Raw genomic sequence first — 18,408 nt, forward strand, 5'->3', positions numbered from 1 at the left:
TGCGCACAAAAAATGCGCATTATCTTTTATTGAGACTGATTGGTCATGAAGTCGTCGCCAATTTTACGGCTAATTTCCAGCCAAGCAAAGCCATAGTCAAAAAAATAGCCTTTTGTGCTTGCGCAATAATAAATGCTGGGATATAAATTGACCATAAACCTGCTGAATACTGTTTGATGTATCGCCCGATACGCAGTTCACATAAAAAAATTCAAACCAAACCAGACTAAAACAAAACCAACAAGGCTGTTGGGTTTGGCGTTTGCCATTTTTAAGCTATGGAGAGTGACAATGAGAATCAGCATATTTGGTTTGGGGTATGTAGGTGCGGTGTGTGCGGGCTGCTTGTCCTCGCGTGGCCACCAGGTAATAGGTGTCGATGTATCTCAGGTGAAGATTGACCTGATAAATCAGGGCAAGTCGCCCATCGTCGAGCCTGGCCTGGAAGAATTGTTGCAACAAGGGTTGCAGCGCGGTCTGCTGAAAGGCAGTACCGAGGTCGAGCAGGCGGTGCTCGATACCGATATATCTTTTATCGCCGTAGGTACCCCGAGCCTGCGCAACGGCGACCTGGATCTGGGCTACATGACGATTGTCTGTGAGCAGATAGGCCAGGCCCTGCGTAACAAGAGCAAGCGGCATACCGTGGTGGTGCGCAGTACCGTGTTGCCGGGCACCGTGATGAAGGTGGTTATTCCCGCTCTCGAGAAAGCGTCCGGCAAGCAAGCCGGGACTGACTTCGGCGTGGCCGTGAATCCTGAGTTTCTGCGTGAAAGTACTGCCATCAAGGATTACGACTTTCCGGCCATGACAGTGATTGGCGAGCTGGACACCCAGTCCGGTGATCTGCTCGAGGAGCTGTACAGCGAACTTGATGCGCCGATTTTCCGCCGTCCGATTCCAGTGGCGGAAATGATCAAGTACACCTGCAATGTCTGGCATGCGGTCAAGGTGACCTTTGCCAACGAGATTGGCAACATTGCCAAGGCCTGCGGCGTAGATGGGCGGGAAGTCATGCAGATTGTCTGTGAAGACAAGAAACTGAATATCTCTTCCTATTATATGCGTCCCGGCTTTGCCTTTGGTGGCTCATGCCTGCCCAAGGATGTGCGAGCGCTGACCTATCGGGCCGGCCAAATGGACGTTGAACACCCGATGCTGGCAGGCGTCATGGCCAGCAATCGGCACCAGGTACGGGCTGCCTTCGAGCTGCTGGAGAGTTATGACAAGCGCAAGGTCGGCATGCTGGGCCTGAGCTTCAAGGCCGGTACTGATGATTTGCGCGAAAGCCCGCTGGTCGAGTTGGCCGAAATGCTCATAGGCAAAGGCTTTGAACTGCGTATTTTCGACCAGAACGTTGAATATGCCCGCGTCTTCGGCGCCAACAAAGCCTATATAGAATCCAAAATACCCCATGTTTCCTCACTTTTGCACCCAGACCTGCAACAGGTAATCGAGGCCTCTGATGTCATCGTGATCGGCAATGCTGATCCGGTGTTTGCCGAGATTGTCAAAAATCCCCCGCCCGGCAAACAGATCCTTGATCTGATTGGCTTCATGGACAAGCCCACCGAGGGCTTGCTGGAAGGCATTTGCTGGTAATGCTGGGCAAAGTACGGGCTTTCTGAAGAAGCCCTGCGTTGTCGAGGGATGCTTTGAACGGGACGCATATCGATAAACCAATATCAGTTTGACAGTTTGTGCGCACCAGAAAGGCGGTGTGTAGCGGACAGGGAGAAATGACATGATTCCTCTGGTTCTTTCAGGTGGTAACGGAACGCGTTTGTGGCCATTGTCGCGCAAACAGTTTCCCAAGCAGTTTCATGCTCTGACCGGTGACCTGACCCTTTTTCAGCAGACGCTGAAACGTCTGGAAGGCTGTGTGGATGAGGCGCCCATGGTGGTCTGCAATCACCAGCACCGTTTTGTGGTCAATGAGCAGTTGAGAGCACTTGGAATGGATGCCCACAGCATCCTGCTTGAGCCATTTGGCCGCAATACTGCGCCAGCGGTGGCGCTGGCCGCCATGCAGTTGTTGGCCGACGGGCGTGACGAATTGATACTGGTGTTGCCGGCAGATCACCTGATCGCCGATGGCCACAGCTTCCGCGCGGCACTCAAATTGGCCAGTGAAGCAGCCGAGACCGGCGCCATGGTCCTGTTTGGTGTGCCGGCCCGGCATCCGGAAACCGGTTACGGTTACATCAAGGGTGGTCAGTCGGGCAGTGGCCCGGTCAAGGGGTCGGTAGGGGTTGAGGCGTTTGTCGAGAAACCTGACCACGAACGGGCCAGGCAATACGTTGCCGATGGCGGCTACTACTGGAACAGCGGCATGTTTGTATTCCGCGCCAGTCGTTTCCTCGATGAATTGCGCGAGCACTCACCGGATATCTATGACACCTGTCAGCTGGCGCTGAGCTGCAGCAAGCATGATGGTCATCACATCGAGATTGATAGCCAGGCTTTTCAATGCTGCCCGGATGATTCCATCGATTACGCCGTGATGGAAAAAACCCGCTCGGCCTGTGTTGTCCCCCTGATTGCCGGTTGGACCGATGTTGGCTCATGGTCAGCCTTGTGGGAAGTGCAGCCCAAGGATGCCCAGGGCAATGTGGTGCGCGGGGATGTCACCCTGCAGGATTGCCGCAACAACTATGTGCACAGCACCAACAAGCTGGTCTCCTTGGTTGGGCTGGAAGATGTGGTGGTCGTGGAAACCAAGGATGCGGTAATGGTGGCACACAAGGATCGGGTGCAGGACATCAAACAAACCGTCAGCGGCCTGGAAAAGCGGCAGCGACCGGAAGTCATGAACCACACTCAGGTTTACCGTCCCTGGGGCAGTTTTGACTCGGTTGATCTGGGCAGTCGTTTTCAGGTCAAGCGCATTACCGTGAAGCCGGGCGCACGTCTGTCGTTGCAGATGCATCATCACCGTGCCGAGCACTGGGTTGTGGTCTCGGGTACCGCGCAGGTGACCTGTGATGACAAGGTCTTTCTGTTGACCGAGAACCAGTCGACCTACATTCCGGTTGCCTCGGTGCACCGCCTGGCCAATCCGGGCAAGATCCCGCTGGAAATCATCGAAGTACAGTCCGGTGGCTATTTGGGCGAGGACGATATCGAGCGGTTTGAAGATGTCTATGGACGGACTGAGGCGTTGACGCAGTGATACAAGAACCTGTTCGGGGTGTCGAGACGGTTGAGCTCGGCCCCCGTGATTTCATGGAAACAGAGTTTCACAAGCCGGGTTGGCGCAGCCTGTGCGGCTGGGCCTGTTTGTTTGCCCTGATTGCACTGGCCTCGAACATGGTCGATCCAGACCGTCTGGATCCGGCGCATCACACATTCATCTTTCTCATTGGCACCTTGGGGATCTGGCGGTACAGCAACGCCATTACCCATTATCTGCGCGGCATGTATTTTTTACATTGGCGTTTTCCGCAAATCCGTCGTGCGGTCGAGAAAATGGGTGATGCGGCCCTGCCTTCGCACATGTACATGGTGGTTACCAGCTTTCGTATTCCAACGGAAACCACTTTCAAGGTCTATCGCTCGGTGTTTCGCGAGCTGCAGCAATTGCCGGTCCCCAGCACCATTATTGCCTCGATCGTGGAAAAGGCGGACGAGAACTTCATCAAGCAGCTCATGCGTGAGGAGATCACGGACCGCGACGATATTCAGCTGGTCATAGTCCGGGCGCGAGGCACCGGTAAGCGTGATGGTCTGGCGCACGCCTTCCGGGCACTGTCCAGACGTATGCCGGTAGAGGATGCGGTGGTCGGTGTTGTGGATGGCGATACCATCATGCTGCCCGGCTGCATTGAGCGGGCAGTAAAGCTGTTCGCTTATATGCCAAGCGTCGGCGGCGTGACCACCAACGAGTTCTGTGAGGTGGAAGGCGGCAGAATGATGCGCGAATGGCACGCCATGCGGTTTGTGCAGCGGCATATCAATATGTGCTCCATGTCACTGTCCAGGCGGGTGCTGACGCTGACTGGGCGTCTGTCATTCTTTCGCGCCAGCATCATGACCGAGCCGGAGTTCATCAAGGATGTCGAGGCGGATTTTCTCGCGCATTGGCGACTGGGGCGTTTCCAGTTTCTGACCGGCGATGACAAATCATCCTGGTTCAGCTTGATGCGCGCCGGCTGGGATACCTTCTATGTTCCCGACAGCCATACCCTGACGGTGGAGCATCCACCGGACAACAACTTTTTCCGTGCCACGCGGCAATTGATGTACCGCTGGTATGGCAATTCCCTCAGGCAGAACTTCCGTGCCACCCGCGAGCTGGGTTGGTCACGTCTGGGGCTGTTCGCCAGTTATGTACTGTATGACCAACGGATATCCATGTGGACCTGTCTGGTGGGCCTGACCGGCTCCATCGTCGCGGGTTTGTTCCTGGGCATCCAGTATCTGCTGATTTACCTGTTCTGGATTCTGTTGTCGCGCACCCTGGTGTGCCTGTTGTTTTTCCTGACGCGGCATCCGGTGCATCCGCTGTATCCATTTGTTCTTTATTACAACCAGATAGTCGGGTCGTTAATGAAGGTGTACTCGATGTTCCACATGGATCAGCAAAGTTGGACCCGGCAAAAAACCACCTTGGGAAACAGTAATGATTTTGATGCGGGGCTGAACCGCTGGACCTCGAAAATGATGCTGGTGTCATCCATCGCCATTTTCTTCGCTGTCATTTCGGCGCTGTTGGATATTTCGCAACTCTGAATAATGGATTAGGGGCATAGGACATGAGTACATCAATTCTCAAAGAACAGGTTGTCCATGAGGCAATCGACGAGCGTCAGCATATTCGTACCCGCATACCGGCGCAGGCAAGACTGACGGGCAGCCAGGGCGAAAGTATTTCCTGTGATGTGCAGGATATCTCGCTGGGCGGCATCGGGCTGATCTATCCCGAGCCACTGAAACTGGGCAGCCTGTATGAGGTGGCCATCACTCTGGGCATGAGCCGGGTTGACCTGAGCTTCAAGGCCAAGGTCAAGGTGGTATCTCAGAAAGGTGATCAGGTCGGCACCCAGTTTGTTGATCTGGACCCACAGAAAGCGGACATCCTGCGCTATCTCATTTCCTCCTATATGTCCGGTGAAATCGCTGATATCAATGGTCTGTTCAATGTCATGCAGCGGGAAAACTACATCAAGGAGCGCAAGCAGAAACACAGTACCCAGCGCACCCCGGGGGAAAGGCTGAAAGCTGCCGCGGGGTCGTTGCTGTTTCTGTTGATAGGTTTGCTGGCGCTGGCGTATGTGCTGTTCAAGGCCTATGAACTGATGTTCCGCATTCCGGCCAGTCAGGCGCTGGTCAGCAGCAACAGCTTTATCGTCAGCATGCCGGAGAATGGCAATGTGCGTTTTCTGGTTCCTGAAGGTCAGACCCAGGTCACCACCGGACAGCCGCTGGCAAGCATTTCCACTCAGCTTGGCACCAGCATCACCTCGCCAGCAGATGTTGCCGCAATGATGGACCTGGCCCCGGGTGATATCGAAACATTGCTGGGGCAAACCAATATTGAAACGGTTATTTCCAGCCCCTGTGATTGCACGATTTATTATCCGGGTAGCCATTTGAGTGGCTTTGGTTACAAGGGTGACCCACTGTTGCACCTGTTGCCGAATGACCAGCCGTTGTTCGTACAGGCCAGCGTACCTTTCGAAAAGCTCGATACCTTGCGTCGCACCCAGCGCGTCAGCTTGCGCCCCTACGGCGCAGAGCAGGCGATCACCGGCCGCTTGGTCAGCGCTTCGATCAATCAGCAAAACCAGATGGTATTGCTGAATATCGAACCGGAAACGGCCCTGTCCATCGAGGACTACCAAAAGCCCGTGTGGGTTGAGTTTGTCCTTGGGCTGCCCGGAATGCCGGGCTCGGACATCATCAGTGAATTGCGCTAGGTAACGACTATGCGCTTATTCAATCTGGTATTGCCGCTTGCCCTGGTGGGCGTATTGCTGAGCTTGCCGGTCCAGGCCCGGGGCCTTGAACAGATTCGTTACGAGCTGTTCAAGAACCCGCAGGCAGATGTCGAGGCTGATTTGCGCAGGTTGGTGGCGCGTGGTGATCATGCGGCCATGCACCTGCTTGGCGATGTATTGTCCAAGGCAGAGGTTTCGGGTCACGGGGAAACCATATCACTGTTCAAGGCTGCGTTTGATCGTGGGCAGGGAGAGGTGACTGCGTTGGGGGCACTGGCCAGTCTCATGGAGCGCTATCCCTACTGGCGTGAGCAGTACCGGGAGTATTTTCGGCAGGCTTTGCAGCTTTATCCTCACGACCGAGACCGCCAGACACTGGCTGCAACCCTGAGTGTTTTTCTCACCTATCCGGAGCTCTTTGCAGCGGATGACGCCGAGCGTCTGATCGTACTACACCAACGCTCATGTCTGATCGATTGTGGCACTGAGCTGTATTGGGCGATTCTGGCCGAGCGCCAGGGTGATATGCAGACCGCCGATCACCACTACCGCACAGCCATGTTTACCGATGCGCGTGCCGCCGAGCGTTACTACAACTTTCTGGGGCCGCAACAGGATCAGGTATTCCCCCGCGTCGCTCGTGAACTGGAGCCCCACGTTGAGGAGATGTCAGCTGATGCAATCAATCAGATCGGCAGGGTGCTCGATCGTATCAGTGATCTATACCGGATCGATGAAGACGTTGCCGAGTGGAAACGGCGCGAGCAGGCGGAGTTGTTGGGTATCGAGCTGGAGCCCAGCCCACCCGGTTACGTAGCCGAGTCCGAGCGTTTGCGCCATGAAGCGCTGCGCTGGGCCGAGCATGCTGCAGCACGCAACTGGCTGCCGGCCCTGATCTCGCGATTCTACTTCATGACCTCGATGCCGGATAATTTCAGCGGCGCCGAAGCCATGGAGCTGATTGATCGGATCAGCTTGCAGGACCCGGTCCGTGCCCGTTCATTGCGGGCCAGCGCCCTGATGGTGACCAACTGGAAAACACTCAATCCGGGCAAGGCGCATGAGTTGATTCAGGCACTGATTGCTGAAGGCAATACCGAAGGATATATGTTGCTTGCTGATCTCCATACCCGGGGCGGGCTGGATGAGCCGGATCAGCAAGCGGCGCTGAAGCTGTACCAGCAGATGGCCGAACGCGGTTCGGCGGCAGCCTACTACCGGCAGGCGGCATTGTTTACATCGGGTAGGGCGATCTGCCACGACCACACAAGAGCATACGCCTATGCAATGGTCGCCGTCGATTTTGGAACCGTGCGCGCGCGTGGCCTGATGCGTCAACTCGAATCGCATCTGAGTGAAGCCGAGAAGTCCAGAGCGCTGGCCATTCGCAACAGCATTATCAGGGAGTTCGGTATATGAAGGGATTATCACGCAGCCAGGTGATGGTTGCAGGGGTGCTGTTGGTCACTGGCTCCAGCGTCTGGGCACAGGATGAGGCTGCACGGCCTATGGGTGAGCTGCCGTTTGCCGACCAGGTCGTTACCTATGAAGTACGCAACAAGGTGACAGTTCAAGGCGGTATTGGACCTGAGGATTCGTTGCTTGGTGCAGATCGTGAAAGCTTCTACAGCTTGCGATATGAGCCGACGTTCATCTGGTACTCTCCGGAAAAACGCTGGCCACGCTGGCAGGTTTTCACCCGGGGTTGGCTGGCCTATGACTCAAGCTCATCCGTCACCCCCCTGCAGGAAGAAAACCAGGAAAGGGTAGAGGGCTTGAATGCGGAGCTGCGAGAGTTCTATGTACGCCGTAATCTGCTAGGTGATGACCCGCGTTTTGCCGTGACGGTAGGCCGTCAGCGTTTTGCCGACCGGCTGGGCATCTGGTGGGATGATACCTTCGAAGCCGTTCGTTTTGATTACACCGATAGTTACTCACGCGGCTTTGCTGCGGCCGGACAAAAATTCTACTACTACAACTCGGACGTCAATCAGCTGGACCCCCGCGACAAGGATGTATTTTATGCCATGGGCGAGTATGCCTGGGGCTGGCAGAATCGGCATTGGCTCGGTGTGCGAATGCTGTACGAGCATGACTATTCCGGGCGCCAGGCGGACGATCCGGAAGACTTTACCGGCATTCGCTATGGCCTGTTTGCCAGTGGTGACGGCATCCTCTCGCCCTGGCTCAGTGACTACCATGTTGAACTGGCTGCAGTGTACGGAGAGCGCGAGACACCCAGTCTCTCGGGTACGGAGTCTACCGACATCCGTGGTTGGGCCTTGTTGACCGAACTGGGCAAACGGTTTGATGACCGCCCCTGGAGCCCCAGACTGGTCATGCGCGCCGGCTTGACCGACAAGCCGAAAGAAGAAGCTGACGGCTTCTATCTCAACCGTATCCAGTCGGACCGACTGATCAACCAGGAAACCTATAGCACACGCCTGGTCAGTTCCTTCGTGCGCCTGGATATTCGCAACCTGGTGTATGTCGGTCTGGCCGCCGAATTGCAACCGACGGCAAGGACCAGCCTGGATGTGCGGGCCAGTCAGCTCTGGTTGCGCAATCGCGAGCGTGGTCTGCCGGTATTCACCAATACACTGCAGGATACCGGCAGCAAATCGGTTGGTCAGGTACTGGATCTGAACTACTACTGGCAAAGCTTTCCATTGGCCTACCGTGGACGGCACTTTGATATGAACACACTGCTCAGTGCCAGTTACTTTCGTGCGGGTTCAGCCACAGGAGATCTGGATGACGATTACCAGGTTTCCCTGGGCATCGTAATGCGTTACTGACAGGGACGTCGGCCATGGTCTTCAGCTCAAACATATTCTTGTTCATGTTTCTGCCAGCCTTCCTGTTGCTGTATTACGTGGTGGGCAGCCGCTGGCGTTCACTGGTCATTGTGTTGGGCAGCTACCTGTTCTATTCCTGGTGGCGGCCGGATTTTCTGTTGTTGTTTGTCGGCATAACCTACTGGAATTACTGGTTCGGGCTGCGGATCAAGGCCAATCTGGATAGCGACAACAAACAACGGGCGTTTCGCTGGCTGACCGTCGGGGTCATTGGCAACCTGGCGACCCTCGGTTACTTCAAATATGCCAATTTTGGCGTGGATGTCATAACTGCAGCGCTTGAGCCGCTGGGCATCAACACGTTCACCCTGGAGCGAATAATCCTGCCGCTGGGGATTTCGTTCTATGTGTTCCAGGCGATCAGTTACATTGTCGATATTTATCGCAAACAGGCGGAGCCAACCCGCAGCCTGATTGATTTCGCAGCCTATATCGCGTTGTTTCCGCAGCTGATTGCCGGGCCTATTGTGCGCTACAAGCTGATAGATCTGCAGCTCAAACAGCGAACACACTCCATGGAGCTGTTCTCGTTGGGCGTCAGCCGTTTCATGGTGGGTTTTATTCAAAAGGTATTGATTGCTGACTCGCTGGCGCCGCTGAGCGCTATGTTCCTCAGTGAAAGCGAGCCGCAAGTCGTTGATGCCTGGTTGGGATTGCTGGCTTCCGTCGTGCAGCTGACTTTCGATTTCTCTGGATACAGCAATATGGCTATTGGTCTGGGGATGATGATGGGTTTCCGTTTTCCGGAAAACTTCAATCAGCCTTTTATGGCCCAGAGCATTACCGAGTTCTGGCAACGCTGGCACATGACCCTTGGAGACTTCTTGCGTGACTATGTGTATATGCCCATAGTCCGACGTCGCATGGCCGGCCCCTTGGTTGCTTTGGTCTATACCATGTTGTTGTCCGGTTTTTGGCATGGCGCAAGCTTCGCTTTCATTTTATGGGGCTTGTTTTTTGGTGTCACCATGGTGGTGGAACGACGCTTGGGGATAGCCACCAAAATCAATACGCCTTACAACGTCTGGCGCAATGCCCGCACTTTCTTGCTACTCAATTTGAGCATGCCGCTATTCCATACGGGTGATCTTCGCCACAGCCTGGATATTTATGCCGGTTTGTTCGGTTTCAATGGTCTGGGCAATCTTGAAGGCTATGTTTACGGAGCTTCTCTGATGAGCATAAGTTTCCTGGTGGTGGCCCTGACCTGGTGGTTTTTTACCGGACGAATAAATCTGCGCTACTACGCAGGTGAGCAAGAGGGGTACTTCATGCAGCACGTGAGCAGTTTAAGTGCGCTGTTTCTTTGGGCCGGATTTGTGCTTGCACTCACCCGGCTGGCGGCCAATTCATTTTCACCGTTCCTGTATTTCCAGTTTTAGGGGGCCAATATGTTTCCTGTGATGCGTACGGCCAGCAAAGTTAACGGATATATCTTCATCGTGATGTTGGCGGGCATGCTGGTGTATTCGTTGCCTGCCGTATTTGGTTTTGCCCGAACCCAGACGCAGTCTGTCAGCCTGTTTGTCGATGGTCAGTTACTGCGGCAGTTCGAGCAGTTCTACGACAAGCGCTTTTTTCTGCGCGACTTGTCTGTTCGGCATTGGGCCAATCTGCAGTATCTGTTGTTCCGGGAAGGATCCAGTGGCGTGGTATTGGGGCGCGATGGCTGGTTGTTCACCAACCAGGAGTACCATTCGCCCAATGACTTGCAGAGCAATATTGACAACCAGTTGGCAGATATCGATCGGGTCAGGTTACAGCTGCAAGCGGCCGGCAAGCAGCTGATACTCCTTCCGGTGCCGATGAAACTGGATGTGTACCGGCAGCACGCGCTGCAGCAGCCTGATGCCAGACTGGTCAATCTGCATGACGAGTTTGTTGCTGACTTGCAGGCCAGGGGCGTGGCAGTCAGTCCGGTGCGGGCGGCCTTCCTCGAGCAGGGTACCGACGGGGCGCTTTTTGTCCGCAACGACACACACTGGAGCCCGGCCGGTGCCCGCCTGGCGGCCAATGAACTGGCTCGTCAGTACCCGGACTTGCTGGGGCAAAGTGACTATGTCAGTGAAGCGGTGGGTGAAAAGGCCCTGAAGGGCGACCTGGTCAACTTTCTGAATTTTGACCCCCGGCTGGCCCCGGTGTTTTTCCGGACCGAACCGGTGGTGCTCTACGAAACGCTGCAACGTCAGCAGAGCTTTGACGCTGCTGATCTGTTTGGTGAGGTCAAGCATAGCTTGCTGGTAGTGGGTACCAGTTACACCGCCATGGATGACTGGAACTTCGTCGGTTTTCTCAAACAGGCTCTGCAATCCGATCTGCTGGATGTTGCGCTGGAGGCGCGCGGACCTTTCCATGCCATGGATGTCTTCCTCGACAGTGAGGCTTTCGCCAGCCCGGAACTGAAGACGGTCATCTGGGAGTTTCCCGTTCGAACCCTGCTGGCACACCGGACAAACCTGCGCGATTCAAGCCTGGATCCACAGCCCACCCTTGCTACCGAGAGGTAATGACAATGAACAAGTGCGTATTTTTTTCCTGTGTTATGGCTTGCTGGATGCTGATCTTCAGCTCCCTGGCGACAGCGCAGGACGCCAATGCCGACCTCTATGATGCGGTGGCGCCGGCTGATTCTGCCTATATCCGCGTACTCAATCTGAGCGACATCAGCATCGAGGTCGGTTTGACCAGCAAAACCCGGTCCCAGCGCGTGCCGGCGGGGCAGTTCGGTGGTTACCGATTTGTGCCTCCGGGAAGTCATCGCATCAGTATCGGTGAAAAGACGCTGGAAGCCGAGCTGAAAGCCAATACCGCCAGCACCCTGATTTACCGCGACGGGCAGCTGCAGTTGCTTGACGATGCCTTCATCAACGAGCCACGGCGGGCTCAGATCGCTTTTTACAACCTGACCGGGACAGACGCCACGCTGAAAACCGCAGATGGTCAGCACACAGTAGTCGATACCCTGGGGCAGAACCAGACCGGCAGCCGCATGGTCAACGAGGTCAAGATAGGTTTTGCTGCCTATCAGGGTGAGCGCCTGCTGGCCAGCTACGAAGAGCTGCTGCTGCGCAAGGGGCGTTCCTACAGTTATGCGTTGATGCCGGATGCCAGTGGTTATCGAGCCGTGATGTTGGCGAACAGCATTGACCCTTCTGAATAATGATCAGAATACAAGGATGACAACTGTGGTGAGTAAAGCCCTGTGTAGAACAGCTGTATTTCTGAGTCTGGGTTTCCTGGCCCAGACAGTACTGGCCAGCGAGCCGGCGGAAAATTGTACCAGCCTGGATTGTCTGCTCTGCCCGGCAATGCAGGACCCGGACAGCTACCTTGAAGGCAACATGAAGCTGATCAATCAGCTGACCCCGGGCACTGACCGCTGGTTGTTCCGTTCGGATGTCGACCTGACCAACGAATTTGGCATGCCAGCCCGTATGCAGCCAGAATTTGCCCGCCTGGTGGAAACCTTTTCAGCGCAAGGCACCCGTTTGGCGATGGTTGTGCAGCCAACCCGGGGTTTGATGCATCGCGACAAGATTCGGCCAGATTTTACCCAGGGTTTTGATTACGCGACAGCAGCCGACAATCTGCGCACTTACCTGCAACAAATGCGTGATGCCGGGGCCATAGTGCCGGACATCATGCAACTGGTGGAAAATCCGCCGGCTGAAGAGTATTTCTTTCGCCGCGATCACCACTGGACGTCGGCTGGCGCCCGCAACACCGCACGATTGCTGGCCGATCACCTGATGCAGCAGCCGGTATATGCCGAATTGCCACGCAAAGCCTATCGGACTGAAACGGGCGTCACCCTGTTCAAGGACGGCACCCTGAATCTGGCGTTATCCAGTCTGTGCGGCAACAACTATGGCTTTCAGTACGTGCAAGGCTATCGAACAGTGCCCGAAATCAGTGATGCCAGCGCCTTGTTTGATGAGGAGCCGGTGCCCGAAGTGATTCTTGTCGGCACCAGTAACTCGGCCACACGTGACGAGGAAAACAAGCAATTCAATTTTGATGGCTTCATCAAGGAGTTCCTCAGTGTTGATCTGCTCAACTTTGCCATGCCGGGTGCGGGTGAGTACGGCGCATTGATTGAGTATCTGCATTCGGACAGCTACTCGGCGGCTGCTCCGCCCAAATTGATCGTCTGGGAGTTACCGGCCAATTACCGACTGGCTGACCCACTGATGTATCGCCAGTTGATTCCAGCCATCGAAGGTCAGTGCAGTAATGAGGCTGCGCTGCTCAGCAATCAACTGGAAAAAACCAGTGTGCAGGTCAACGAGCGTATCGAGTTACTGAGCAATACCGGGGATGAACGGCTTGAGATGGCGGGACATGACGTGTACCTGGATATTCGTTTGAGTAACGGCAATCTCAAGCATTTTTATCTGATCGTTTACTACGACAATGGCAAGCGAGACAAGGTGTGGATTCGCCGCGAGGCCATCGTCAGTGGCGGCCAGTACTACCTGGAACTGAGCAAGGACCCTGAGTTTCGCAACGCCAACCTGTTGTCGGTGTTCATGGAGCCAACCGAAGCCTTGCAAGCGCCGGTCAACATGGAGGTGCGATTATGCGGGTCAAGAACCTATTGAGCGTCAGTGGCGTGTTGCTGTGTGGCCTGAGCCTGGCATTGCCTGCCGCCGCGACCACGAGTATCTGGCCCGCTCGGGAAACTACCCAGTCGGCCATGATTGTCGACGACTACCTCACCCTGACTTGCCCCAGGACTCCGCCTGCGGCCTACACGGGTCACCTGCAACTGGACAGCAAATATGATCAGTCCGATGCCACCAAGACCACGCTGACTCCCCTCTCCCGGGATACGCGGCGGGTTCGAGATCACATCACCAGCTTCAACCGCGGACTGGTTGAAATCGTCAGCCGGTTTGAACGCGCTGACAATCCGATGGAGGCCAATATTGCCCTGGCTTGCCTGCATGTTTGGCTCGAAGCCTGGGCGCAAGGCAAAGCGTTGCTGAGTACCGATGTCAGCGGCACTGGCCGTGCCGTGCGCAAATGGTCCCTCGCTGCCATCAGCAGTAGCCTGCTCAAGGTCCGGGCCCTCAGCAACCAGCGTTACAGCTTGTCGAGCAGTCAGCTGAGCTGGTTGCAGCAGCTCAGCGAGGCGGTAATGCATGATTACGGTCCACGGCAAACCCTCGATTACGCCTGGTTCAACAATCATGATTATTGGGCGGCCTGGGCGATCAGTGCTACCGGCATGCTGCTGGAGCGTGATGACTATATGCGCTTTTCGGATAAAACCTTGCGTCTGGCGCTGCAGCAGATGCGGCCGGGTGATGGGGATTACCGCTATCTGCCGCTGGAAATGGACCGCGGCAAGCTGGCGATTGAATACACCCATTATGCATTGGTGCCATTGGTGTTCCTGGCTGAAGCTGCCGAGGTCAATGGCGCCAGGCTGACTGCGGACGAATGGACGCGCCTGGGGCAACTCGTCAATCTGGCTGCTTTGGGAGTACTGCGTGAGGAGTCGATAGCCGAATTGACCCATGCACAGAGTGAGGTTCCTGCGCACAAAATGATCTGGTTGCTGCCCTTTATGGCCAGGCAGCCTGAGCATGCTCTGGCGCAGGAACTGTTCGGAGAGTTGGGTAGCAGCATCGGCCACTATGGTCAGGTTGGCGGCGATTTGCGTCACTTATATCCGGGTATCGATTGATTTCGAGGGAATGACAGCATGGGTGTTTCGAGTATGTTCAAGAGTGGCCTGAGTAGCATTATCGCCTGCATGTTGAGTACCTCAATGGCATTGGCCGAGGTCTCGACCCCCTTGGCAGTGGTGGACCCGGGTGCTCATCAGCAGGCACTGGAGAATTATCGTGAACTGACGGATCAGGCCATACAGCTGAACCTGGCCATGCGCGCGGCACCTGCCGGTCGTGCACAGGCATCCTTGCAACCTATGTTTTCTGCCCAGCAGGGCAGTTGGCCCTTTGAACCCTTTGTGCACAATGGCTTGTTCCGCGCCATTGCCGGCTATCAGAATCAGCATCCGCGTGCTGTCGTCATTCGCGGCGGCACAATCAGTCTCGCGCAGCTCCATGCACAGCTGGATAACGAGCGGGTTCTGTCACGCCACGACAATGGCTATCTGTTGCATTTTCCACTGATGATCGAGCCCGATGCGGCCCTGTTGGTGGAAAACACCCAGCTTCACCTCTACAGCAATTCGGGTACCGCCCTGATCAACCGGGGGCAACTGATTCTGCGTCAGGCTGGTTTGCATGGCTACAATGACGGCCAGCCGCACACCACAGATCGCCCATATCGCCCCTTTGTGATCAACTGGGCGGGCAGTCAATTGCAGATAGAGGGGGCCGAACTCAGTCGGTTGGGTTATAACGAGCATCTTTCCCGAGGCATCAGCTCCGCCCGCAGCACTCAGCAGGGCAGCGATATTTCCCCGGCCAGGGTAATGGTCACTGATAGCCGCTTCAGCGACATGTCGGTTGGACTCGAGTTGAGTCAGGCGCTGGCCCGGGTCGAGACAAGCGCTTTTGAGGACATGCAGCAGTATGCGCTGGATCTGGCCGACAGCGGCTTTGTTCTGGCCCACAATCGTGTTGCCGGAGTCCGCAACAATAGCGGTATCCGGATCAGTGGGCGAAGCGATGGTCTGGTTGAGCACAACCGGGTTCTGAAAGCCAGCAAGAGCGCCATTGAGGTCAGCCTGCTGAACGGTAATATCATCGTGCGCAGCAATCAGATAGGCGGCAATTCGGGCTATGGTCTGCTGTTGCGCGATCTGTCGGCCAGCAGCCGGCTGGTGTTCGAGAACAACCTGATCGGCAATACGCAGCTGACCGCCATTGATGGCGGTGGTCTGCATCAGGGCATGCTGGTCAATAATCGCATCATGGGCACGCCGGAATATGCCATCAGTATTCGGAATGAGCAGCGGCTCAGCGGTCCCTTGCAATTGACCGGCAATCACCTTGAGCAGGTGGGCAAAGCCATGATCCGTATTGAAGGTGTCAACCACCTGGTGCTGGGAGAGAATCGCTACCTTGCGAATCCCCTGCAGCAGAACTTGCTGATTGGCGACCTGTTGCCATTTCAGGCCGAATTACTTGAGGCTACCCTGAAACAGGGTTGCCTGGTTGCGGTAGACATGGCCCAGCGCGCAGCACAAGACAGGCCGCCATTGGTGTGTCCGGGGCGTAGCTGAACGCTGAGTCCCGTTCGATGCAGCGACGCCTGTCTGCCGTCGTCTGCATCCCCTCTTGCTCAATTGATTCCCTCCGTTTTATGCCTGGCCAGGATTACCCCCCCCCCTCGCACTGACATCCCCTGAAACGGTCCAGATTCTCGTTCGGTCTGCAGGTCACCGCGGCATAGTGGCGTTTTGATCCGTTGTATACCAGTCATCGGGATATTCAAAAACAATCAAAGAAAAATTTTTGACGTCAATATTTTTACGCTACTCTGTCTGTGCGCTAGCGAACAAAGGCTGAGGAAATCCCCCGGCCTGCATCGATAGCGGCTGATATTTCTTTAATTGAGCAAGGAACCCGAGTTTCGCAATACCAAGATGCAGTCGGTATGCAAGGAGAGCCCAGCGAAGCGCTGCCAATCCTGCTACCCATAGAGGTAAGACTATGCCGACGAAGCACCCACTGACAGCTGGTGTCACCCTGCTGTTGTGCCTTGGAATTACACTGCCTGCCGCTGCGGCCAATACTATCTGGCCTGCCCGTGAAACCCCTCAATCTGCAATGATTGGCGATTACCGCGCGGTGAGCTGTCCGCTGCCCCCGCCTGAGCCCTACACGGGTCATCTCCAACTGGACAGCAAGTATGACCAGTCAGATGCGAGCAAAACCACATTAACTGATCTGTCGCACGACACCCGGCTCATTCGTGAGCACATCAAGAGCTATCACAACGGACTGAATGAAGGCATCAGGCTCTTTGAAGGGGCCAGGAGTCCGGCGGAGGCCAATATTGCCCTGGCCTGTCTGCACACCTGGCTGGAAAGCTGGGCCATGGAAGGGGCATTGTTGAGCTCCAACGTCAGTAGTACCGGGCGAGCCGAGCGAAAATGGTCGCTGGCAGCCATCAGCGGTCGCCTGCTCAAACTCCAGGCCCTGACCAATAATCGCTATAGCCTGACAGCCGCCCAGCGAGACTGGTTACAGCAACTCAGTGGAGCGGTGATGGACGACTATACCCCACGGCAAAGCCTCGATTTTGCCTGGTTCAATAATCATGACTATTGGGCCGCCTGGGCTGTCGCTGCTACCGGCATGCTGGTTGACCGTAACGACTATCTGCATTGGTCGGCAAAAACCTTTGGCCTTGCGCTGAAGCAGATGCAGCCGGGCGTGGGTGACTATCGATACCTGCCACTGGAGATGGACCGCGACAACCTGGCAATCGATTATCACCACTATGCACTGGTGCCGCTGGTGCTTATGACCCAAACCGCTGAGGCCCATGGCCGGAAACTGACGCGCGATGAATGGTCGCGGCTTGGGCAATTGGTCAATCTGGCTGCCTTGGGTGCACTGCGAGAGGAAGAAGTCACCGAGCTGACCAGTCGTCAGGATGAAGTGTCCCGTCACAAGATGGTCTGGTTATTGCCCTTTCTGTCGATGCAGCCCGACCATGCTCTGGCCTTGGAGTTGTACAGCAAGGTGAAGCAGGATGTCGGTTATTACGGCCAGGTAGGGGGCGATTTGCGCCCATTTTATCCGGATATCGATTGATTTCGCGGATTTTACCGTCTTGGTGGCGCGGACCTGACGCAGTCGGCAGGTCCGTGCCGTAACCAGGTATTCAATCCGACAGCAGAGCGCCAATCAGTGAGCTTTGGCGTGTCTGCTGCCCGGTGCGCTGCAGGCGACCGGCACGCAGAATGGCCTGTAAATCGTCCAGTGCGGTATTGAAGTCGTCATTGATCACCACATAGTCATATTCGGTGTAATGACGCATTTCTTCAGTGGCCTGCGCCATGCGCTGGTCAATCACCTCGGCGGCATCCTGCCCGCGCTGGTCCAGACGTTCACGCAGGGCCTCACGGCTCGGCGGCAGAATGAAAATGGAACAGGCGTACGGCAACTTTTTGCGCACCTGTTGCGCGCCCTGCCAGTCGATTTCCAGAATCAGGTCCACCCCTTCCGCCAGGGTTTTTTCCACGGTGCTTTGCGCGGTGCCATAGAGGTTGCCGAACACTTCCGCATGCTCAAGAAAATCACCCTGCTCCACTTGGGCGAGAAAGCGTTCACGCTCGGTAAAGTGGTAATTGACGCCATCAATCTCACCGGGGCGCTGTGCCCGTGTGGTGTGCGACACCGATACGTGCAGGCTGTCGACCTGTTCCAGCAAGGCTTTGACCAGGCTGGTCTTGCCGGCGCCGGAGGGGGCGGAAACGATATACAGGGTGCCGCTGGCGTGGTGCATCGGAAAAGATCCCGTTGGCTGGAAAAGCGCCAGTATAAACCAAGTGACGATGCTGTGTTGTGGCGGGGGTAATGGTCGCGGCGCTGAGCCAGCGTCCGCCTGCGCGCTGGCTGCCGGTGGCTGACAAAACCACCAAATAGTTATAATATAACACTTATATCTGCTGCACCTCGGTT

14 protein-coding genes are annotated in these 18,408 nt (G+C 55.8%); 13 read left to right on the top strand and 1 reads right to left on the bottom strand.

Translation table 11 applies throughout. The features are described from left to right. Positions 1 to 291 precede the first annotated feature (291 nt). From BLU07_RS16250 to BLU07_RS16310, 13 genes are all read left to right on the top strand, one after another. Positions 292 to 1,602 carry a nucleotide sugar dehydrogenase gene (locus tag BLU07_RS16250; RefSeq protein WP_092389008.1) on the top strand — a complete coding sequence of 437 codons (1,311 nt, stop codon included), beginning with the start codon at positions 292 to 294 and terminating at the stop codon, positions 1,600 to 1,602. A 142-nt stretch (positions 1,603 to 1,744) separates the two neighbouring features. Beyond that, positions 1,745 to 3,172, top strand: a complete 1,428-nt coding sequence (locus tag BLU07_RS16255; protein WP_092389010.1) for a mannose-1-phosphate guanylyltransferase/mannose-6-phosphate isomerase — start codon at positions 1,745 to 1,747, stop codon at positions 3,170 to 3,172. Positions 3,173 to 3,225: 53 nt separating this feature from the next. Beyond that, entirely contained in the window at positions 3,226 to 4,731 is a 1,506-nt protein-coding gene (locus BLU07_RS16260) for a glycosyltransferase family 2 protein (protein WP_092389946.1), read from the top strand. Positions 4,732 to 4,754: 23 nt separating this feature from the next. After that, positions 4,755 to 5,918 (top strand): PilZ domain-containing protein, encoded by a 1,164-nt coding sequence (locus BLU07_RS16265; protein ID WP_092389011.1) that lies wholly within the window; start codon positions 4,755 to 4,757, stop codon positions 5,916 to 5,918. A gap of 9 nt (positions 5,919 to 5,927) precedes the next feature. Further along, entirely contained in the window at positions 5,928 to 7,358 is a 1,431-nt protein-coding gene (locus BLU07_RS16270; RefSeq protein ID WP_092389013.1) for an SEL1-like repeat protein, read from the top strand. Next, a complete protein-coding gene (locus BLU07_RS16275) occupies positions 7,355 to 8,737 on the top strand; it encodes an alginate export family protein (RefSeq protein WP_092389015.1) in 1,383 nt (460 codons plus the stop codon). Before BLU07_RS16270 ends, BLU07_RS16275 begins: the two co-directional genes overlap by 4 nt. A gap of 14 nt (positions 8,738 to 8,751) precedes the next feature. Further along, positions 8,752 to 10,179 (top strand): MBOAT family O-acyltransferase, encoded by a 1,428-nt coding sequence (locus BLU07_RS16280; protein ID WP_092389017.1) that lies wholly within the window; start codon positions 8,752 to 8,754, stop codon positions 10,177 to 10,179. A gap of 9 nt (positions 10,180 to 10,188) precedes the next feature. Then, positions 10,189 to 11,304 (top strand): alginate O-acetyltransferase, encoded by a 1,116-nt coding sequence (locus BLU07_RS16285; protein WP_092389019.1) that lies wholly within the window; start codon positions 10,189 to 10,191, stop codon positions 11,302 to 11,304. 47 nt (positions 11,305 to 11,351) lie between these two features. Next, positions 11,352 to 11,957: an alginate O-acetyltransferase AlgF gene (locus BLU07_RS16290; RefSeq protein WP_231701656.1), complete on the top strand. Its 606-nt coding sequence runs from the start codon at positions 11,352 to 11,354 to the stop codon at positions 11,955 to 11,957. Positions 11,958 to 11,985: 28 nt separating this feature from the next. Continuing rightward, positions 11,986 to 13,398 (top strand): alginate O-acetyltransferase AlgX-related protein, encoded by a 1,413-nt coding sequence (locus tag BLU07_RS16295; protein WP_231701657.1) that lies wholly within the window; start codon positions 11,986 to 11,988, stop codon positions 13,396 to 13,398. After that, entirely contained in the window at positions 13,377 to 14,489 is a 1,113-nt protein-coding gene (locus tag BLU07_RS16300; RefSeq protein WP_231701658.1) for an alginate lyase family protein, read from the top strand. The genes BLU07_RS16295 and BLU07_RS16300 overlap by 22 nt, the downstream gene beginning before the upstream one ends. 18 nt (positions 14,490 to 14,507) lie before the next feature. Then, a complete protein-coding gene (locus BLU07_RS16305) occupies positions 14,508 to 15,998 on the top strand; it encodes a right-handed parallel beta-helix repeat-containing protein (protein ID WP_092389026.1) in 1,491 nt (496 codons plus the stop codon). A gap of 430 nt (positions 15,999 to 16,428) precedes the next feature. Then, positions 16,429 to 17,538, top strand: coding sequence for an alginate lyase family protein (locus BLU07_RS16310; RefSeq protein WP_092389028.1), 1,110 nt, complete (start codon positions 16,429 to 16,431; stop codon positions 17,536 to 17,538). 70 nt (positions 17,539 to 17,608) lie between these two features. Here BLU07_RS16310 and gmk read toward each other — a convergent pair whose 3' ends face one another. Continuing rightward, a complete protein-coding gene (gene gmk, locus BLU07_RS16315) occupies positions 17,609 to 18,232 on the bottom strand; it encodes a guanylate kinase (RefSeq protein ID WP_092389030.1) in 624 nt (207 codons plus the stop codon). Between the last annotated feature and the right edge of the window lie 176 nt (positions 18,233 to 18,408).

Origin of the sequence: Halopseudomonas salegens (genome assembly GCF_900105655.1) — a bacterium.
In the GTDB taxonomy this organism is placed as follows: Bacteria; Pseudomonadota; Gammaproteobacteria; order Pseudomonadales; family Pseudomonadaceae; genus Halopseudomonas; species Halopseudomonas salegens.